Below are 18248 nucleotides of genomic sequence, written 5' to 3' on the forward strand. Positions count from 1 at the left end.
GTTTTGCCGGGAGTGAACGGTTTTGCGGTCATCCCTATTAGTTAGGATAAATATATGCAGACAAGAAAAAAGGAGGTTCGGGGAGCGCAACATGAGAAATGTCACGAAATGCATCCTAAAAACCCAAAAAAAAAACGCCCAGAAAATAGGCGTTTTTGGATGTTCCTGATTACCGATTAGAAAATGAAGCCGACCAAAGCACAACAAAGACTCTTTTTTCACAAGCAAACGGGTTATTGCTGACAATGTTGATGAAATTACTTCCCCTAAGCTTTATTATTCTTCAAATTTCTGAAGGGGACTGTCATCCCCCGTTCCTTATATACCGGGCCGCATCACTATACAGCCCGCTCTGGTTGGAGTATTTTATATAATTCTTTATCGTTGTGAGCCACTCAAGCGTTGAAGGCGATGTTTCTTCCACGGCCTTGATCAGGTCTTCCATTTCAATCAGCCGCTCTTGGCCGGTTTCCATAATTTCCGTTAATACATTTTCGGTCGCAGTTTCAATGACGTTTTCGATATCCGCTCCGGAATAATATTCGGTAAGGGCCGCCAATTCCCCAGCCGATACTCCGGGAGCAATCGGCTTTCCTGCAAGCTTCAGTTCGAATATTGCCGTACGTGCCGCAAGATCAGGAGGCGGCACAAATACCAGCTTGTCAAACCGGCCAGGCCGTTTGAAGGCAGAATCGACGTCCCACGGCATGTTCGTCGCACCGATGATCAGCAGTTTATCCGTATCTGTATGGACGCTCTCCATCTCTGTCAGCATCGAATCGACAAGCGGCCTCATCAAATCGGAATTCGCTTTGGAGCGGTTATACCCGAGCGTATCCACCTCATCAAAAAACAGCACCGCAGGCCGATTTGCCCGCGCCGTCTCAAACACCGCGTGCAAATTCCGCTCGCTCTCACCGAAGTAGGGGTTTAGAATATCAGATATATGAACGGGATAAAAATTGGCCCCCATCTCCCCTGCTGTCGCCTTGGCGATATAGGTTTTCCCACACCCCGGAGGGCCATACAGCAATATGCCGCCGCCCGTTTTTTTCCTGAATTTCGAGAACAGCCCCGGGTTGGCAAATGGTTTGATGATTTTCATTTCGATTGTCTTCTTCAACGGATCAAGTCCGCCGACATCTTCAAACGTGATTCGCTTCGGCCGGCGGTCGTCCAGATAGGATACATTCTTTTCTTGATGCTTCCCCTCCAGTACAGTTAGTTGTGCCCTTTGTGGTTCGGGACTGCCTGCAGGAGGAGTTGCTTCCTCATCCAGAGCCGCTTCCCCGGCCACTTTTTCATCTGTCATAACTTCAGCTGCAGGGATACTCTCCTTTGGCTCAGATGCCTCATCCAATGAAAAAACAGCCTTCTTCAAATAGCTGAGGACAAACTGCTCCATTTCTGCGTCTTCCTGGCCAAGCGCCTGTGAAAATGCGTACAGGCCATCTGCAAGCCGGCCGGCCTGAAGATATTCTTCCCCCAGCATATACCACGCTTGAACATTCTCTCTGTCCTTTTCTACTATTGTTTCAAGCATCGCGATTCGGTCCATCTATACCCTACCCTTCACAGCCATTTTATAAAGGAGCGGTGATACCCACGAATAGACAGCAAGAATGATATAAGAAACCAAAACCATAATGGCAAGCTGATCCAGCCCAAGCCAGAACAACAGGAATGTAATCGCGGCAAATCCTATATATAAAACAGCAGGTCCGCCTATTTTTTCCATAAGCCTGTCCGTAAAGAAGATCGGATGGTTTTCCCTATCCAGTTCTTCCAACAGCGACAATATATTCTGATCGGCCGGATCAAGCATAAATGCCTGCCGGTAATACTCCCGTGCCGCCTTTTTATCATTCTTTACAACATGAAAGATCGCGAGGTTAACCAACCTCTGCACTTCGCTGCTTGATGTTTCCAATACGCGCTGCAGCTGCTCCGCCTGCCTCGCTTTATCCCCTTTCGCAAGGTAATACCTGAACGCATATGTATTTACATAGTCGCTGTCGGGGGCGAGTTTTAGCGCTTCATCCAGGAGTCTGACCGCCTTCGCGTCATGACCGGTCAACATCATCAAATACCCGTACAGCGCATGGACCTCAGCCTGCTCAGGATCAAGCTCAAGTGACCGCAAATACGCCCGTTCCGCTTCCCGGTAATTGTTCTCATACCGGTAAACCGTCCCGATGAAACTGAGGGCATCCACTTCATCATAACCGTTGCGGATCGCTTCCTGTACAAGCTCCCTCGCCGCCCTGTAATCCCCCCTGGATAGGTGCACAACACCCATTAAATAGAGAGCATAGCCATCTTCAGGATTGGCTCCCAGCAATTTCTCAATATACGGGCTTGCATCCTCGTACCGTTCCATCCCGAAAAGATGCTCAATCATTCTGATATCATTCGCCCGCTGCTCTTGTTCAACAGACACCTATCATCACCTCAACGATCTCCGATTCATCCTGCCGGTACATTCCTCATCCTCAGACTGAGGATAATCCTATAATCAAAGCTGCTTCCACAATTACACCGATCACAATCCACTTAAGCGCGGAACCGAGAAGCGGCTCAACCTTGCTGCCGGTCACCAAATGCTGCTGAAATGGTTTATTCAGCAAAAACTTGTACCCGAGAAAAAGCAGTACACTGCCAATCTTGTATCCATATTTGATCATATCCTTGTCAATGGGCCCTGTTTCAGCAGACACCATTGCTACCAGCACAATTTTCGCAGTCAGCATCACCGCACCAGCGGCAACCAGCGCATATACGGCGTTTTTCTGCGCACCCAGCCATTTCGCATTCCGTGTCCCCAGTGCAACCATCGGTATCACACCCCCGAAAAACGCAACAAGAAACAACCTGTTGATATCATAAGTCCTTGTTTCCTGCCACCCCTCATCCAGCGATGCCTCGTAAAGCCTTTCAGGCTGACTCATCCCTTCACTCCTCTCCCATCTGCTTACACAATCACAAAGTAAAATTCATTCAACAAAAACATCTCACTATTTATTTCGGCCTCAATTCATTATTCTTTAAAGGATTTTTCGACTTGGCTATCCAAGGACCAAACTTAAATATGATAAACCATTAGCTTATTCCATCTAACCTTCCAATTTTTCTTGTGAATACGCTGATTATAGATGGATGCAAGGTATTCATTTTCCAAAAAATACGGAGTCGGTCTTACTTCTAAATTGATAATGTCATTAATTCCACATGGAGCTGTTAAAATGACGTTACCTCTTCCGTCAAGTTTTACTCCCAATGCTGTCGCCGTTTCCGGAAACTTGGAAATGGCATCAACAGAAGAAGAATAAGGTTCAACCTTATTTCTCAAGTGCATTCTGGCTTCATTCTTCACTGACCACGGAATAGCCGGTAAAAGAGATTTTAGTTTTTCTTCCAGCTTCTTTTCTTCAAATTCAGTAAGATTTGATGAATCAAAATAAATGACATCAATGTCCGGAATCGGTGTCCTTTCACAATATCCATGTAAAACATCCCAAATTTTTGACCTTACAAAACCTGCACAAATCCACCAATCAGGCAGATTTAATGACTTGGCGGTTCTTAATATTTGCATCATCCATCTATCTTTTTCTATAAAAGCAATGATGTCCTCTTCATTCATCACATCATCAAGCTCCTTTAAATTCATTCACTTTCGATCCTTTTTAGGCATGTTTAATTACTATTTTGTTTTTTATTAATTAGGGAGTTCAATAAACGGGGGTATCATAAGATTCTATGAATCCAAATAAGCTGTTACTGAAATGCTCCATACGATCAATAGAAAAGACAATGTCAACCAAAATGTATATTTAGCAGTAGGTTCGTCTCTTTTTACCTTCTTTAAAATCTCTACAAGACTAAGACAAAAGATAATTGCTAAAAGAGGCACTAAGTAAATACTGATGAACAAGAACATAGTCATTTATAATATACCCCTTCCGATTTAGAGCCTAATTTAATAGTGACCCTAAAATAAATGGTGCGATAATTAGAATGATAGAAATGAAAATCAGTCTAGCGGAAACCTTTTTCGGCAGTTTCTTGACACCCTTTCCCCTATACCAACCCGAGAATTGCAACTTGTTTCTATAAAGCACAAAGAGAGAAACAAATATTGCTAATGCACCAAGCCGCGAATAGGGTTCAGTTGCTTCATTGATTGTATAAATGTTTCCGATTAGTGTCCAACCTAAGCCTCCTAGAAGTCCAAATATAAATATGATACGAAGCAGTTCTAATAGTGTTCTCATACTCTTATCCACCTGCCTTTATTTATAATTTTTTATCTCATTTATACAACATTCCAGCCTTTTAACTCACTAAAAAGGAGTAGTTCTAACCACTCCTTGACCCTTAACTCTTTCGCCCATAAAAGTTATATCAGCTGAAAAAACAAACATAAATAGGACTCACACAATACCAATATTCTTATTGACTCAACTAAGGAGCCACAAGTTCAACTTTTATTCTATCTGGATCTTCGAAATAAACAGCATAGTGTCCATCTCCACCGGCATACGGATGTTTTTCAGGATAAAGGATGGGAATTCCTCTCTGCTTTAATTTCAGAGTGATTTCATCGATATGCTGGCGTGAAGCTGCATGAAATGCTAAATGATTAAGCCCTGTTAGGCATCTGTGATACGGAATGTCCAGAAACCTTTCATTTGCTTGGACAAATACTATGTATGTTTCCCCTATTTTCCAACTTTGTCCATGTTCCCATTTTTAAAAAGAGGAATACCCCAGTTCTTCTAGAAACCAACTCCAAAATTCTACGGACTTTACTAAATCAGAGACATAGATTTCTATATGATGAAGCAGTCCCTTTGGCAAATAGCATTCCTCCTGATTGATATGTATAAGCCCCTGTATGTTATGGATATAGTTTAATTTTCAGGTGACCGGCGTTCGTTATCATCTCGCAATAGACTATTTAACTTTTTAATTTCTTTTAGCTGGCCATCCAATTTATTTGAGTCGAAGCTTATATCTTTTATCTCGTTTATAGAATCTGAGATTTCTTGTATGTTGGGATTTGATGGTAATTCACCCTCAATTATTTGTTCTTTTAATAAACGACTGTGTTGACTAAGGCTCTTATATAAAGCATAAATCTCATTTTCCTGTTCTTCTGATAACACTTGTTTTATTTCGTTTAACCTTAGAAAGTAGAGGTTGTTTTGTATTGAGTAAGCATCTAACATTCCCTCAACTACCCGGAGGTCTTCCCCTTCTATGATTCGCTTTAATATCATCTCGTATTGAAACAGAGTTTCCGAATGGTGGAATCTTAAAGACTCTTTAACAATCTGGTTAATCTGTTCTTCATGTCTCTTTGTTTCCGTCTTATCAGAAGAGCAAGCTGTAAGAAATAAAAATAAAGTTATAAAGATGAAAATGTACTTTCTCATTTCTTCCTCCTTAGCAAAACAGTGTTCAAATGATCACTAGGATTTATTATTTTGTTTCCTAATTAAATAGGCAATTGTGTAATACCATACCCAAAACACTAACGGTGTCAGGATTGCGAATGCTTTCGTTTCTTTAGGTAAAATGACTGCCAGAAACACTCCGGCCAATAGAAATGGGAACATTGATACCCAATAAAGCTTTGATTTAATCACAATCTATCTCCTTTCAAAGACATTAAAAGTAACGACAAATTCTGTGGTCTGGTTGTATAAAACGATTTTACTTCCCTTCTATTTGCCACTCTCCTGATTCACCCGTACTATGACATTAAATATGAAGGAAATGGAAATTGAAAAAGCTATCGAACCTAAAAAAACCTTCCATAATGGATAACTTATGTAATTTCCGAAAAGCAGCAATAAAATAAACGGTATGCCAAACCACTTTGATTGAAATAACTCATTATGTCCCTTCTTGCCTGCCACCGAGTTTCTTGCAGTTAAAAGTGGCGCGAAAATCAAGAAAGACATAATCAGAGTCAAAATAATACTTTGAAAATCAAGGTACATGAGACCACTCCGTATCTACAAATCTTATCTTCCTTTCCATTTCCATATATCCAATCTCATAGTCATTTCTTGAAAGTATGATAAGAAATAAAGGCTTGAACTAAAATTACATCGAGCCTGTCTAGATGAATGCATTAACAACCCAAATTAATTAATAGTTGCGGGAGCATATATGTATAACTTCCTTTAACTTACAGCAAATTCCTTTCCAAGCATTACTTTTAGTATAAACTTGATGAAAAAAGCATGCATTTATATAATTGGTTAAGATTGGCAAGCGAATTATATAAATACTCCTTTTTGTAGCATCATTCAAACACATCTATAAAAATAGTTATGTTTTGGAGGGTCAACTGTGAATATCGGAGACAGAGTTAAAACGCTAAGAAAGGAATTGGGTCTTTCTCAAAAACAACTGGCAGAGGGAGTCTGCAGCCAGGCGGCCATTAGCAAGATGGAAAATCAAAACTTCATCCCTTCCGCTGATATTTTATATAAAATATCACAAAAAATGGGGGTGCCGATTTCTTATCTTCTGGAGTTGTCTGTTGATGAAAGAGTGGATTATGTCGAGGAAGTAAACCATCAGCTTACAAAGTTGTTTGAAGAAAAGGATTATCAAGCGGCTCTTAAAACGGTTTTGGCCGAGTGGAAAAACCCGACATTTAAAAACACCCGTTTTAAGCGTACGCTGCTCTGGAGAAGAGGGGTTTGTACATACTATATTGAAAATAATGCAGAAGCTGCCATTAAGTATATCGATGAGGCATTAAATCTGTCTGAAACCACCTCCAATCATATACCTGTTCAATACTGGCGATAGCTTCCTCGAAATCTGTTTGAACATAAGTGCCTTTACATAGTTTATCCATGTGGTGTTCAATAAAAGCTCTATGTTCTTCAGAAAGACGATCGAAGAACCTTTTAGTTATGTTTGGAAGAGAAAATTCCTTATTTAAACCAACAGACAAACCGTTACCAGTCAGTACAACTTTGTTCGCCATTATAAACCTCCCCAACCAGCTGTGCCTAATCCTAGCAATAGCAAAAGCTGGTATTATAGTATTTCGTTTTACTATCGATATCAATATGACAACTAGAGAAGGTTATCCTTAGCAACGCCTCTGTTTATGTAACCGAATCCGTTAATGTAGTCCGATCATTGCTTGAGAATCATGGATGGTAGAGCTTATTTTCAGTAAATCCAGATCTACTTTCCGTTCTTCTTCAAAAAGGTAGTGATGGGCGTTTGAGACCGCATACCCCAGATCAACCACTGCATGTGAAGATCAGCAGTACTGATCCCAGTACTCCTGGAGCAAAATCGAGCTGAAGAGGTATTTTTTGCAGGACCGGTAAACGGTCCTTCTATGAATACCCAGCAGCTGCCTCATTTGTTTTCCGAGTTCTTCCATAACCTAAAGCTCCTTTTTCTCATGAACCTTCTCCATTCCTCAGGGGGCTTCTCATCTGGGTTCGATGTCTTTCCTTCCTCTTTTAAGGCACTTTGCAATTCGTTAAGTAACAGGCGGGCTCCTTCCTGGCTTAAGTTGATCTTTCCACCAGCCATCTTGAGCCCATGAAGTGTAACTTCCCCCGTTACAGCACATTGGTTTCGCGATTCAAACCTTTGTAGAATGATGCGTTTCTCCTCGACAAAGATTTCGAGGGAATCCCTCAGGCCGTTGTTGAACACGCGCCGTGTTTCCACAGGCAGCACAATCCTTAGTACTTCCCCACCTTTAGGCCTTCAATTAAAAACTGATAGCCTTTTTGATTGACAGAAAAACAGGTTAAGCTAAAAAAAACGGAAAATACCTCCTGAGTTTATAGTGCTGAAAAGGATCTTTCCTTTTCCAAGAAACAGCAGAAAGCAGTGTTGCTGCGGGATATTTATAATCTATCCAATGAAGACGGTGCAAGCCGGATGGGAATCAAGCTGAACACCTATAAAACGCTGCTGTTCGGACTAGCAATCAGAGACTTCAAACTATTGAACTATATTTTATTCAGTCTTTTAAAAAATAACTGTTACAACTAAAAGTTATAACAGCTAGCTTTCAAACTCTATTCAAAAAATATATCTTTTTAATCACATGTCTCTTTAATGCATATATCCCGGGTCTCCTTCCTCACTTTGGATAATAATGGTGTTATCTGCATCTGTAACTTCTTTAATAGTTTCTTGTGTAGATAATGCCACACTTTGAAAAGATGTAACTCCAATCAATGACAGAGCCATGACTAAGACAATTAAAATTTTTTTCAAAGTAACTCACTCCCCCTGTATTTTCTAGGAAAAGTGTAACAAAATACAAAAATTGATGAATTCCCCTCTAAAGACTATAGAACCATAAATTAGGACAAAATCCTTTGGTTTTTTCCTGTTTTTGTGAGATTATATAAATATAATTATAGTAGATGGAGGTGTAAAATATGGCTGTAGGTGAACGAATTAAATCTTTGCGAAAACAGTTGGGAATCTCTCAAAAAGAATTATGTAAAGGAATATGTACTCAAGCATTTATCAGTAAACTTGAAAATGACAACATATCCCCTTCCGGAGAATTGTTATGGCAGCTGGCACAGCGCCTTGGTGTCCAGTTGGATTATTTAATCGCCTCCTCCTTCGATGAACGATATGATTACTCTGAAGAGGTTTTAAAACAGTTGCAAAAAGCAGCCAGAAAGCGAGATTATCAAACCATAAGAAACATTATAATTACGGAGGAAAAAAATCCTTACTTCAAATCACGTCACAGGAGAATTCTCCTATGGTTCAGGGGGATTTATGTCTATTATCTACAAAAAAATTTCAAATTAGCCATTTCTTATCTTGATGAAGCCTTGGCGCTTTCCAAAAACACTTCGCTCATTTATGACAACATAAATCTACAAATTCTTATTTCCAAAGCAATTTTCTATTCAGAATCTAAACACTTCGAAATATCATTCCGTCTTTATGAGGAAGCTATTCACATCATTAAAACACTCCCCATTTCAATCGAAAATGAGTCCATTATCAAACTTTATTACAATTATGCGATTGCTTTAAGAGAAACAGGTATGTATAAAAAATCTAATTCTTACCTCGAAAAGGGAATTCAATATGGCAAAGAACACCATTCATTCTTTGCTCTTGGGGACATGTATTATTATATTGCTAGAAACTATGAAGCTCTAAGCGAAAAAAGCATAGTAACAAAAATGTATTATAACAAAGCGATAATGGTCTATGAGTTAACGGATAACGAAAAAATGCTACAAACTACCAAACAAAGGATTAATGAAATTCAACCATAAAACTATCTGCATTTTCTATCATACTTTTAATAACCGATTGGGGGGTGTCATGTCGACGGATAAAGGATTAAACTGCAAGTACGCACCGGATGAAAAAATCAGAAAAAGAAAACCGTAAGAGCTGCCTGCCATTACGGTTTTATTGAAATTTATCATGAATACTTGCATAGTGTTTCCGGCTCAATATGATTTTCAATCGAAGTAATCCCGTTCAGCAATTATCGGAATGAATTTTTCCTGTAAACCATCATCAAATACTTCGGGCGAAATAATCTTAGTTTCAGTTCTACTCCCCCGCTACTTTTTTGTACCTTGGTATAATATCCTTCATCACAAATAATTAAGACTCTTTCAACTTCTGGATCCTTTACGGTTTTCACAATAAATTCATACAGATCCATTTCATCTTTTAAATCCCATTTATCTAGTACCACATCAACACCATCCTCACGTAGACGCGAAGCCAATTCATAAACCCAATCTTCATGTTCTGCCTTTATCCAACTATAAGGTATGAAGGTTTTGAATGGCCTAGGAATTTCTTTCATTGGACTTTCTCTTTTAACCTCTTCACATAAGTAAATTCTACAAAAAAGAAGCTGCTAAAATCAGCAGCTCAGAAGGAAAATTGTCGTATCACTTGAAGTATATTTTTCCATTCAGTTTAGATCAAGTGAATTTAAAGCCGGAAAAACACCAATAACTGTTTAAAAGGAAAACATTCTTTATGTTATAGTTTGGATTAAATTGACAGAATACACCGGAATTTTACTATTTGGACTAAAAATATGTCTTTGAAAAAACCTAATAAATATAACGATGTTTATATATTTGTTCAAAACGGCGTGCAAATCAAACGATATGGAATGTCAACTAATAAGATGAACGGAGAATGAAATCACAGAAAAATACAATTATTGTTATGTTAAGAATGTATTAAAAATATTTCAGGGGGTTATTAAATGAGTGTAAAACGAAAGATTAGTAAGTTGGTATTATCAACAGCCTTAGTAGGAACTCTTTCACTAGGTGGTTTAGGACTGGGACCTTCAGTAGAAAATGCGTATGCTGCTGAAGACGGTCCTGATCAGTATATTGCTTACACTGGATATGAATATGATAAGAGTAGTCAATATACTGGTAAAAAAATAACATGGAGCCATGATCACGATAACTCATACGGAACTACTACAGATACTGTGACACATTCTGTTTCCCGTACAAAGTATACGAATGCATCTGTTTCAACTTCTGCAAGTTTTGATGCAATGGTTTCAGAAGTTGGCATTAGTTACGAAGTTGGTTGGGGAAGCAATCAGACAGTATCAACTAGCGTCACCTATACAATTCCAGCCGGTGCAAGATATACTTTAAGATACGGAAGCAGGTACGTTAAAACTTCCGGATATGAAAGATATTATAGCAGAGGTACCCTTGCTAGCAGCAAGTGGGTAAATGGTGAATGGACTTATAGAGGGTATTCTGATAAAGTAGCTTACTAATAATCATTTAACTGGAGGGTCCGAATTGAAATTACGTAAATCTCTTACAGTCATACTTTCCTCGTTGTTTTTATTTTTCTCTATAGGATGCCAGGACATACAAAAAAACAATACCGTTAATAATACGAAAGAAGCTGAAACAATTCAAAATGAACCACAACAATCCCTTAAAACAGAGGAATCTAAAGACTTGTCTATAGATTTTGGTAATAAATTCAACCCTCCACACTTTCTTGTACAGGCTTTTTCAATTGAACCAAAAGAAAATACACTTGAATTTCAAATAGATTATAAATTAAGTGACGAGTTGTTTCAGTTTATCCTAGAACATCAACCTGAAGTATACTTTTCTATCCAATACCCTGAAAAAATCAAGAAATTTACAACTACACCTGCTAGTCCGCTTGTGAAGGCACCAAAATTCACAAAAGACACCACACAAAGAAGTTTTCAACTATCTTTTTCACAAGAGCTTTCTAAAAAAATCGGTGAAACTGAAGCAGATAAAATAAAAGAAGAGTTAACTGGTTACCAGTTAACAGTATTTAATAAAAGCAAGCAGCCTGTACATATTTATGATGACATCTTTTACTATAGTCAGGTTGAATATGGCATTTCTGATATTAAAGAAAAATAAAATCAATGACCTGATTTTTTACTGAGGCGCAATAACGAAAGAAGCTCGGAATCTCAACGAGCTTCTTTTAATTTACTTTTGGTATTAGATAATTTAACTAAAGCTTAACGCTACTCCCATAAAGTCTTCGCTTCACTCTGCCGTTAAAGACCTCTTTCCAGTATCCTTTTGACATGTCCGCATTGCCACACCTGTGAAGGTCTGGGAACCGAGAAATGAGTTTGTCATACAATGCCTCAGTCATAAACGCTGTTTTCCAGATAGCGAAGCGGCTCCTCGGCATCGTATGTATGATAGGCGGCCGCAAAGTCGATGGCGATGGATTTTGTTTTTTCCAACACGTCTGTCGGAAAGCGTTCCGTCTGGTCATATTCATTCCCCACATCCTCTTGCACAGGCGCATCAGCTTTTACGAAAAGAAGCAGCAGTTAGGAGATTGCCGTACTCGATACCGGAGTGGACTATTACCATCTTGATTTGGACGGCAAGACTCTATGATGTTATGACTTCGTCGATAATGATTATACGCGATGGACTTGAACGGCCACGATACCCATGTCGCGGGAACAGCTGCAGCGGAAACCAATAATTCAACAGGAGTAGCCGGCATGGCATCGAATACTGACATTCTTGCCGTCCGTGTCCTGGATGCGAACGGCAGCGGGTCGCTTGCTGATTTTGCGGACAGGATAACGTATGTTGCGGATTATGGAGCTGAAGTGATAACCATGTCCCTCGGCTGTGAATGCAGCATAACAACGCTCGCCAATGCGGTCAACGGAACAGCGGATCTGTCCTGGTTGCTGCTGCAGGCCATGACACAGCGTATCCACTACCTTTGAGCCTGCTTCCTACACCAATGTCATTTCAGTTGGAGCCGTTGATCGATATGACCAGAAAGTGTCATTCTCCAACTATGGCAAATGGGTGAATGTAACAACTCCTGGTGTCGATATCGCTTCCACGACGCCTAATAATGGATATTCGTACATGTCCGGCACTTCGATGGCTTCCCCTCACGCAGCCGGTCTTGCAGGCCTGCTTGCTTTACAGGGAAGAAGCAATTACCAAATCCGCCAGGCAATCGAACAGACAGTCGATAACATCAGCGGAACGGGATCATATTTTGAACATGGCAGAATCAATTCGTATGATGCTATCAGGTATTAAACCTTTTTAAACAGAGAACAACAAAGGGGTTCAACCAGCATAGAAATTGCTCAGGGCTAAAGCTCAAAAAATCGAGTATGAAACTTTTATGTTTCATACTCGATTTTAAACTCCTATTTATCATATTTCTCAATGGCATCTGAACTTTTTGCTTCAAAACTAACAGATCACTTTTTTAATGTTTTGGCTAAAATTTTATTATACACCCACCGATACCAGCCGCTTTTCACTTCAACCCCTGTTAAATATGTTTGCAATTCATCAAATGGTTTTTTCCACGCTCTTATTGCCTCTATATGATCAATAACAGGCTGCCTTTTATAATAATTCATTTGAATCGTTTACTGATATCTGTCTTAAGGGGCTTTGGAGATAGAAGCGGTAGAGGAAGAATGAACTCAGATACAACCCTTAGAGTTCCACTTCCTCCTCGCGGTTTATGTCTAGTAACAGGAGAAGAAACCCCTACTGCTGGCGAAAGTACTACTGCCAGATATTTAAATATTAAAATGGAGCAGACAGTGTGAATCTTAAGGTTCTGACTCAGTTACAAAACAACTATGCTGAACTTAAAAGGGTTTATAAGAAATACCTTGAATGGTTAGCTCCTCAAATCGATAATTTAATTGACGAATATAAAGCTAATTACGCAAAAACCAGAAATTTGTTCTCAAGCAAATTCCAAAGTCATCCAAGGATCCCTGACACACTTGCAAGTCTATATCTTGGTTTTATTCAATACTTGAAGTTTCTGACCAGTCAAGAAATTATTGATCCGGATACAATGAAAGGATTGAAAATATCCATGGTTCAAACCTTAACAAAACCAGGCGAGGAACATTCCTATGATGTCAGATCAGAAAAGCCAACCTCTGAATTTCTGTTCGCAGTCTCTTCCCTGCTTAGTTTGAATATCCATCTGTCCTTTTTGTACAACGAATGATCTCATTTGCCAAAACAACAATATATTATTTTAGTTCAAACAACGCCCTGTTAGTAATATTGTGACCGATTGAAACAGATGACACAGTGATACTCACGAAAAAATGTATATACAATAATAATTATGCACATTAACGAAGTAGTGCTTGTTACACGAAGCAGATTACTTCAAGAGGAATTTAAACAATTGGCATTGAACTACTGTATAAACACCTATATTTTCGGGAGTATTGAATAAAATGGATATAAAAAGTGAAGCCCCAAGAGATAATTAAAAATCATTTTTGAGGATTAAGAATATACGCGGTAAAATTACCCTTCCCGTTATTGGTAATCCGGCACGATTCTATTGTTTTTGCTTTTTCTGGCTTTTCAAAGAAAAAGTAGTTGACGATTAAAGTTAACTTATGATAAAATTAAAAATTTGATAAAAAATAATATATATGTTAAGGTTAAGAAGGTTACCATATACGGAGGTGGATTATTTGTTTCAAATTGGCGAAAACATTATTTATCCAATGCACGGAGCAGGTATAATTAAAGCCATAGAAGAAAAGGAAATCTCAGGGGTGAAGCAACAGTATTATGTCATAAAAATGTTAATCGGTAATATGCAAGTCATGATTCCTACGGGTAAAATATTGAGTTCAAGTATACGCCCTGTTACTGACATAATTGCATTAAAACACATCATACACATTTTTCAGCATGGAGAATCAGATAGATTACTGCCGTGGAAACAAAGGTATAAAGTGAACACGGACAAAATAAAAACGGGTAAAATACAAGAATGTGCTGAAGTTGTACGTGATTTAATGCGTATGAAGAAAGAAAAAGTACTTAATACAAGCGAACAAAAAATGTTAGATAACGCACATGAATTTTTGATTAGTGAACTGGGATGCATTAAAGGGATTACTGAAAATCAAATAAAAAGTTTCCGGTAAGGTTAATTTAAGATAACGTATGACATCTCCCGAAAACATCCTGAATTTTTTAGGAATATGTTTATTATGGAAGTAAATCTTTTCAAAGACATTCAACTTCTCCAATTCACCTTTAGAGATTACCTCTTTTTTTATTTCTACAATCTAATCCATTTTTATTATTTGAATTTCTTTTACGAACGTTTGAAGTTTCATCAAATAACTCGATAAAATAGTCACTTGATTTTTGCAATCCTGATTTACACTGGCACGGACAAGGAGCCGTAAGCATGAAAGAGAAGTAGGGCTTTCATTGTTTTAGGTATACAATTTATTATTTAAGTCATTACTTCTAGAAGAAAAAACAATCAATCTCACCTCTATCTTTAAGAATTTTTTACATCTACTGAGACAGTTTTGAATAGTAATTGTTTATCTTCTTTACGTAAAAGAGAAAAACGAATTGGTAACACCATATGGTCAACTACAAAAATGGTTTCCAGATCAGGAAACCATTTTTTATTGAGTATTATACAGAGGACATAAAAAAACAGGCCCTATATAAAGAGCCTGATTGTATATAAACGATTTAAGATTAAGCAGCTTTTTGAACGTTAGCGGCTTGAGCTCCACGAGCACCTTGCTCAACGTCAAACGTTACTTTTTGTCCTTCGTCTAAAGATTTGAAGCCGTCACTTTGAATTGCAGAGAAGTGTACGAATACATCGTCTCCATTTTCACGTTCGATAAAGCCAAAACCTTTTTCTGCATTAAACCATTTAACTGTACCTTGTTCCATTTTTGTTGCCTCCTAGTGCGTTACCACACATTGTATTAATATCCTTGCCCAAAGTATCATCAAGATGAAAAAATGATATTCATACTATCCTTTACACCGAACAAAAATAATTCTTCTTTATCATATCAGGAAACGGAAAAAATTGCAAATTAATACAATTTAACTAAAATAGTAAAATTTCCAGTAAAGTGTGTCAGTTATTTTAGCAGAAATAGTTTCATTTTAATTGATGGTCACAAATATTAGGTCAGCCTCATAAGACCAAATTATCTCCGCCTTTCTTGTATATGAAAGAGTCGCATTTAAAATGGACAGTATAGCCGGCTAAAAATATACAAAATCGTCGCCTTAAATTTCGACAAACTTCATAATTAAATTGAATCAAGTGGGGGTTGATACCTGTCAATCCAGTTGAAGAAACTTCACCTCCCCCAATAAAAGAAAAAGAATTTATTACATGGAATAAAACACAGATACACCGATTTTTAGAGGTTGCCCGTTCTGAAGATGCCCACATACCATTTTTATTAGCTATTTATACAGGGATGCGTAGAGGTGAAGTGCTTGGCCTTAAGTGGGGCGATATTGACTTTGCTAATAAACGGATTAAAATTCAAAGAAGCCTGGCTCGTACTTCCAAAGGTATTGTATTTAAGACACCAAAAACAAGAAGATCAAAAAGGCCTGTGGCTATTTCCAATTATATTGTCGATGAGTTAAAAAACGAAAAGATAAAACAGGATTTACGAAAGGAAAGTTCTGAGGAAGTTTATGAGGAGTTAGATCTGATTATATGTACTGAAACAGGTAAACCAAAAGATCCACGGAATTTGTTGCGTCTTTTCTACTCCTTGATTGAGAAGGCTCAGGTACCCAAAATCAGTTATCATGATCTCAGGCATACTCATGCCACCCTTATGCTGGAGATCGGTGAAAACCCAAAAATCGTTTCTGAACGATTAGGCCACAGTCGGGTTGGTATTACACTAGACCGCTATTCACATGTGAATCAGGATATGCAACAAAGCGCAGCCGAGAAGTTCGAAAAGGCCCTTTTACATGATAATGAAAAGTGATGTGGTCAAAATGTGGCCAACCTCAAAACAACATAAAAAAGACCACTTCCGAAAAAGTGATCTTTTACTGGAAACCCTCGTTCCAAAGGGTTTCTCCGGGTTTGGCACCCAATGATTCCGACTGGGCTCGAACCAGCGACCTCTACCCTGTCAAGGTAGCGCTCTCCCAGCTGAGCTACGGAATCATGATAGGAATGTAATTGTAAGCCGATTAGCTGGGAACTTATCGACAAGTAATAATATATCAGGAAAGCTGATTGATTGTCAACATGGTTTTTCATATTAATTTATTTGGACTTCGACGTCCTTTAAACGATGATCCTTTTTCTATTATTAGGGTGGTCCCTTCAGAGCAGAATTGCAAGGCAATTCTCAGGCATTTTTCACAATTCCGCCTTTTCATCAGACAGGTTTCTTTGGCATCCTCTTCAGGGAAATAGTAAGCAGGGCTTAACTGCACAGAACTCGCATATAGTTTTTAAGAATGGAAGGAGACCAATTATGACGAACGGACCGTTACATATCACTTCGGAGATCGGCAGGCTGGAGAAGGTTGTGCTGCAGCGGCCGGGGGCAGAATTGGAGAATTTGACGCCGGAGTATTTGCATAAGCTGCTGTTTGATGATATTCCGAATTTGCCGGCTGTGCAGAGAGAACATGTCGAGTTTGCAAAGGCACTCGAGAATTACGGGGCTGAGGTGCTTTATCTTGAGGACCTTGCAGCTGAAGCTCTTCAGGATGACAAAGTAAGGACACAGTTTGTGGATGAATTTTTGCAGCTGCCGATGCGGACGAATGTCAATGAAGAATCGGTGTTTGCGAGTTTGAAAGATTACTTGCTGAAGCAGTCTCCTTTTGAGATGGTGCGCCGGATGATGAACGGGGTCCGGATTGATGAAGTGGAAGTGCGGAAAAATCATAAGCTGCACAGTTTGATGGAAGACCATTACCCTTTTTACCTTGATCCGCTCACAAATCTCTATTTCACACGCGATCCGGCAGCTGTCATCGGGAACGGCATTTCGATCAACCATATGACACAGGAAGCGCGCCGCAACGAGCCGCTTTTCATGAAGTATGTGATGAGGCATCACCTTGATTTTGCCGCGCATGACATTCCGTTTTTGTATGATGTGGACGAGCCATTTTTCATGGAGGGCGGCGACCAGCTGGTTCTTAGTGACGAGGTCCTTGCAATCGGGATCAGTGCGCGGACGAGTGCGCATGCAGTTGAGATGCTGGCCGGAAAACTTTTTGATAAAACGTATGACTTTAAAAAAGTGATGGCAGTTGAAATCACGAAGAAGCGTGCCTTTATGCATCTTGATACGGTGTTCACCCAAATCGATCATAACAAGTTCACGATCCATCCGGAAATTGAAGGTGAGGGCGGCGAAATGAGGATTTTCATCCTTGAGCAGGATGAGATTGGCGAAATCAAGATTGAAAGACGGTCCAACCTGCTGGAGACGCTGAAGGATTTGCTTGGCATCGATGATATCGAACTTATTCCGTGCGGCGGCAATGACCCTATCGCTTCAGCACGTGAACAATGGAATGACGGATCAAATACGCTTGCCGTCTCTCCTGGCGTCGTTGTGACATATGACCGTAATTACGTGACGAATAAGGTGCTGAGGGAGCATGGTGTCGAAGTGATTGAAGTGCCGAGTTCGGAGTTGTCCCGAGGCCGCGGCGGCCCGCGCTGCATGAGCATGCCGATTGTGAGGAAGGTTCCAGGCACCGGGTAACTAAAAGTAGGAATGTAAAGTCTGTCTTCATCGGCAGGCTTTTTTCGTTATCTGGTGAATATTAGGAATAGGTTCATGTTATGATGATTAGTGATAGTATTCAGCAGACATAATTGCAGGGAAAGAAGGGGTT

The 18248-nt window shown here is 39.3% G+C and carries 19 protein-coding genes, 1 tRNA gene and 3 pseudogenes; 11 read left to right on the forward strand and 12 right to left on the reverse strand.

What is annotated here, in order from left to right; all coding sequences use genetic code 11:
* Positions 1 to 304: 304 nt before the first annotated feature.
* The 6 genes and pseudogenes from A4U59_RS03030 to A4U59_RS03060 all read right to left on the reverse strand — a co-directional run bounded on the left by A4U59_RS03030 (position 305) and on the right by A4U59_RS03060 (position 5438).
* Entirely contained in the window at positions 305 to 1558 is a 1254-nt protein-coding gene (locus A4U59_RS03030) for an ATP-binding protein (RefSeq protein ID WP_070119683.1), read from the reverse strand.
* Positions 1559 to 2440: a tetratricopeptide repeat protein gene (locus tag A4U59_RS03035; RefSeq protein ID WP_070119684.1), complete on the reverse strand. Its 882-nt coding sequence runs from the start codon at positions 2438 to 2440 to the stop codon at positions 1559 to 1561. It abuts the gene before it with no gap.
* Between the two features lie 52 nt (positions 2441 to 2492).
* The gene (locus tag A4U59_RS03040) at positions 2493 to 2948 is read right to left on the reverse strand and encodes a hypothetical protein (protein ID WP_070119685.1); all 456 of its coding nucleotides are present in this window, start codon (positions 2946 to 2948) and stop codon (positions 2493 to 2495) included.
* A gap of 134 nt (positions 2949 to 3082) precedes the next feature.
* Positions 3083 to 3670 carry a nucleotidyltransferase family protein gene (locus A4U59_RS03045; protein WP_070119686.1) on the reverse strand — a complete coding sequence of 196 codons (588 nt, stop codon included), beginning with the start codon at positions 3668 to 3670 and terminating at the stop codon, positions 3083 to 3085.
* A gap of 794 nt (positions 3671 to 4464) precedes the next feature.
* A pseudogene (locus A4U59_RS20760) lies at positions 4465 to 4860 on the reverse strand (VOC family protein).
* A 53-nt stretch (positions 4861 to 4913) separates the two neighbouring features.
* Entirely contained in the window at positions 4914 to 5438 is a 525-nt protein-coding gene (locus tag A4U59_RS03060; RefSeq protein WP_070119689.1) for a hypothetical protein, read from the reverse strand.
* Between the two features lie 925 nt (positions 5439 to 6363).
* Here A4U59_RS03060 and A4U59_RS03070 point away from each other — a divergent pair.
* On the forward strand, positions 6364 to 6831 hold the full coding sequence (locus A4U59_RS03070) for a helix-turn-helix domain-containing protein (RefSeq protein ID WP_070119691.1): 468 nt from the start codon (positions 6364 to 6366) through the stop codon (positions 6829 to 6831).
* A gap of 567 nt (positions 6832 to 7398) precedes the next feature.
* On the opposite strand, the gene A4U59_RS21240 is transcribed toward A4U59_RS03070, so the two are convergent.
* Positions 7399 to 7719 (reverse strand): transition state regulator Abh, encoded by a 321-nt coding sequence (locus tag A4U59_RS21240; protein WP_245680483.1) that lies wholly within the window; start codon positions 7717 to 7719, stop codon positions 7399 to 7401.
* Positions 7720 to 7878: 159 nt separating this feature from the next.
* Between A4U59_RS21240 and A4U59_RS21245 the strand changes: the two are divergent.
* A pseudogene (locus A4U59_RS21245) lies at positions 7879 to 8049 on the forward strand (hypothetical protein); the annotation flags it as partial.
* A gap of 63 nt (positions 8050 to 8112) precedes the next feature.
* Here the strand turns inward: A4U59_RS21245 and A4U59_RS21250 are convergent.
* The gene (locus A4U59_RS21250; RefSeq protein ID WP_157888124.1) at positions 8113 to 8277 is read right to left on the reverse strand and encodes a hypothetical protein; all 165 of its coding nucleotides are present in this window, start codon (positions 8275 to 8277) and stop codon (positions 8113 to 8115) included.
* Between the two features lie 167 nt (positions 8278 to 8444).
* On the opposite strand from A4U59_RS21250, the gene A4U59_RS03080 reads away from it, so the two are divergent.
* Complete coding sequence (locus A4U59_RS03080) at positions 8445 to 9311, forward strand: helix-turn-helix domain-containing protein (RefSeq protein WP_070119693.1); 867 nt, start codon at positions 8445 to 8447, stop codon at positions 9309 to 9311.
* Between the two features lie 218 nt (positions 9312 to 9529).
* Here the strand turns inward: A4U59_RS03080 and A4U59_RS03085 are convergent, their stop codons facing one another.
* Complete coding sequence (locus A4U59_RS03085) at positions 9530 to 9859, reverse strand: toll/interleukin-1 receptor domain-containing protein (protein ID WP_070119694.1); 330 nt, start codon at positions 9857 to 9859, stop codon at positions 9530 to 9532.
* A gap of 414 nt (positions 9860 to 10273) precedes the next feature.
* Between A4U59_RS03085 and A4U59_RS03090 the strand changes: the two genes are divergently transcribed.
* Both A4U59_RS03090 and A4U59_RS03095 read left to right on the forward strand, forming a co-directional pair.
* The gene (locus A4U59_RS03090) at positions 10274 to 10813 is read left to right on the forward strand and encodes a hypothetical protein (protein ID WP_070119695.1); all 540 of its coding nucleotides are present in this window, start codon (positions 10274 to 10276) and stop codon (positions 10811 to 10813) included.
* Positions 10814 to 10838: 25 nt separating this feature from the next.
* Positions 10839 to 11450 carry a hypothetical protein gene (locus A4U59_RS03095; RefSeq protein WP_070119696.1) on the forward strand — a complete coding sequence of 204 codons (612 nt, stop codon included), beginning with the start codon at positions 10839 to 10841 and terminating at the stop codon, positions 11448 to 11450.
* A 236-nt stretch (positions 11451 to 11686) separates the two neighbouring features.
* Here A4U59_RS03095 and A4U59_RS22170 read toward each other — a convergent pair whose 3' ends face one another.
* Positions 11687 to 11845 (reverse strand): hypothetical protein, encoded by a 159-nt coding sequence (locus tag A4U59_RS22170; RefSeq protein ID WP_245680484.1) that lies wholly within the window; start codon positions 11843 to 11845, stop codon positions 11687 to 11689.
* Positions 11846 to 11980: 135 nt separating this feature from the next.
* Here A4U59_RS22170 and A4U59_RS22335 point away from each other — a divergent pair, with 135 nt between their 5' ends.
* The 4 genes and pseudogenes from A4U59_RS22335 to A4U59_RS03110 all read left to right on the forward strand — a co-directional run bounded on the left by A4U59_RS22335 (position 11981) and on the right by A4U59_RS03110 (position 14509).
* Positions 11981 to 12292, forward strand: coding sequence for a S8 family serine peptidase (locus tag A4U59_RS22335; protein ID WP_281183306.1), 312 nt, complete (start codon positions 11981 to 11983; stop codon positions 12290 to 12292).
* Between the two features lie 10 nt (positions 12293 to 12302).
* A pseudogene (locus tag A4U59_RS22340) lies at positions 12303 to 12620 on the forward strand (S8 family serine peptidase); the annotation flags it as partial.
* A gap of 523 nt (positions 12621 to 13143) precedes the next feature.
* Positions 13144 to 13563 carry a hypothetical protein gene (locus A4U59_RS03105; protein ID WP_070119697.1) on the forward strand — a complete coding sequence of 140 codons (420 nt, stop codon included), beginning with the start codon at positions 13144 to 13146 and terminating at the stop codon, positions 13561 to 13563.
* Between the two features lie 484 nt (positions 13564 to 14047).
* Entirely contained in the window at positions 14048 to 14509 is a 462-nt protein-coding gene (locus A4U59_RS03110; RefSeq protein ID WP_169823897.1) for a CarD family transcriptional regulator, read from the forward strand.
* 574 nt (positions 14510 to 15083) lie between these two features.
* Here the strand turns inward: A4U59_RS03110 and cspC are convergent.
* Positions 15084 to 15287, reverse strand: a complete 204-nt coding sequence (gene cspC, locus A4U59_RS03115) for a cold shock protein CspC (protein WP_003328189.1) — start codon at positions 15285 to 15287, stop codon at positions 15084 to 15086.
* A 392-nt stretch (positions 15288 to 15679) separates the two neighbouring features.
* Here cspC and A4U59_RS03120 point away from each other — a divergent pair, with 392 nt between their 5' ends.
* Positions 15680 to 16363 carry a site-specific integrase gene (locus A4U59_RS03120; protein WP_070119699.1) on the forward strand — a complete coding sequence of 228 codons (684 nt, stop codon included), beginning with the start codon at positions 15680 to 15682 and terminating at the stop codon, positions 16361 to 16363.
* 112 nt (positions 16364 to 16475) lie between these two features.
* Here A4U59_RS03120 and A4U59_RS03125 read toward each other — a convergent pair.
* A tRNA-Val gene (locus tag A4U59_RS03125) sits at positions 16476 to 16548 on the reverse strand.
* Between the two features lie 316 nt (positions 16549 to 16864).
* Between A4U59_RS03125 and arcA the strand changes: the two genes are divergently transcribed.
* Positions 16865 to 18115: an arginine deiminase gene (arcA, locus tag A4U59_RS03130; RefSeq protein WP_070119700.1), complete on the forward strand. Its 1251-nt coding sequence runs from the start codon at positions 16865 to 16867 to the stop codon at positions 18113 to 18115.
* Positions 18116 to 18248: the final 133 nt, after the last annotated feature.

The sequence above is a fragment of the Bacillus marinisedimentorum genome, assembly GCF_001644195.2.
Classification (GTDB): domain Bacteria; phylum Bacillota; class Bacilli; order Bacillales; family Bacillaceae_O; genus Bacillus_BL; species Bacillus_BL marinisedimentorum.

What these genes read in the sequence shown, in the direction of transcription:
- A4U59_RS03030 (WP_070119683.1), bottom strand. Translation starts at nt 1,558, where the DNA reads ATGGACCGAATCGCGATGCTTGAAACAATAGTAGAAAAGGACAGAGAG.
- A4U59_RS03040 (WP_070119685.1), bottom strand. Translation starts at nt 2,948, where the DNA reads ATGAGTCAGCCTGAAAGGCTTTACGAGGCATCGCTGGATGAGGGGTGG.
- A4U59_RS03045 (WP_070119686.1), bottom strand. Translation starts at nt 3,670, where the DNA reads ATGAATTTAAAGGAGCTTGATGATGTGATGAATGAAGAGGACATCATT.
- A4U59_RS03060 (WP_070119689.1), bottom strand. Translation starts at nt 5,438, where the DNA reads ATGAGAAAGTACATTTTCATCTTTATAACTTTATTTTTATTTCTTACA.
- A4U59_RS03080 (WP_070119693.1), top strand. Translation starts at nt 8,445, where the DNA reads ATGGCTGTAGGTGAACGAATTAAATCTTTGCGAAAACAGTTGGGAATC.
- A4U59_RS03085 (WP_070119694.1), bottom strand. Translation starts at nt 9,859, where the DNA reads ATGAAAGAAATTCCTAGGCCATTCAAAACCTTCATACCTTATAGTTGG.
- A4U59_RS03090 (WP_070119695.1), top strand. Translation starts at nt 10,274, where the DNA reads ATGAGTGTAAAACGAAAGATTAGTAAGTTGGTATTATCAACAGCCTTA.
- A4U59_RS22335 (WP_281183306.1), top strand. Translation starts at nt 11,981, where the DNA reads ATGGACTTGAACGGCCACGATACCCATGTCGCGGGAACAGCTGCAGCG.
- cspC (WP_003328189.1), bottom strand. Translation starts at nt 15,287, where the DNA reads ATGGAACAAGGTACAGTTAAATGGTTTAATGCAGAAAAAGGTTTTGGC.
- arcA (WP_070119700.1), top strand. Translation starts at nt 16,865, where the DNA reads ATGACGAACGGACCGTTACATATCACTTCGGAGATCGGCAGGCTGGAG.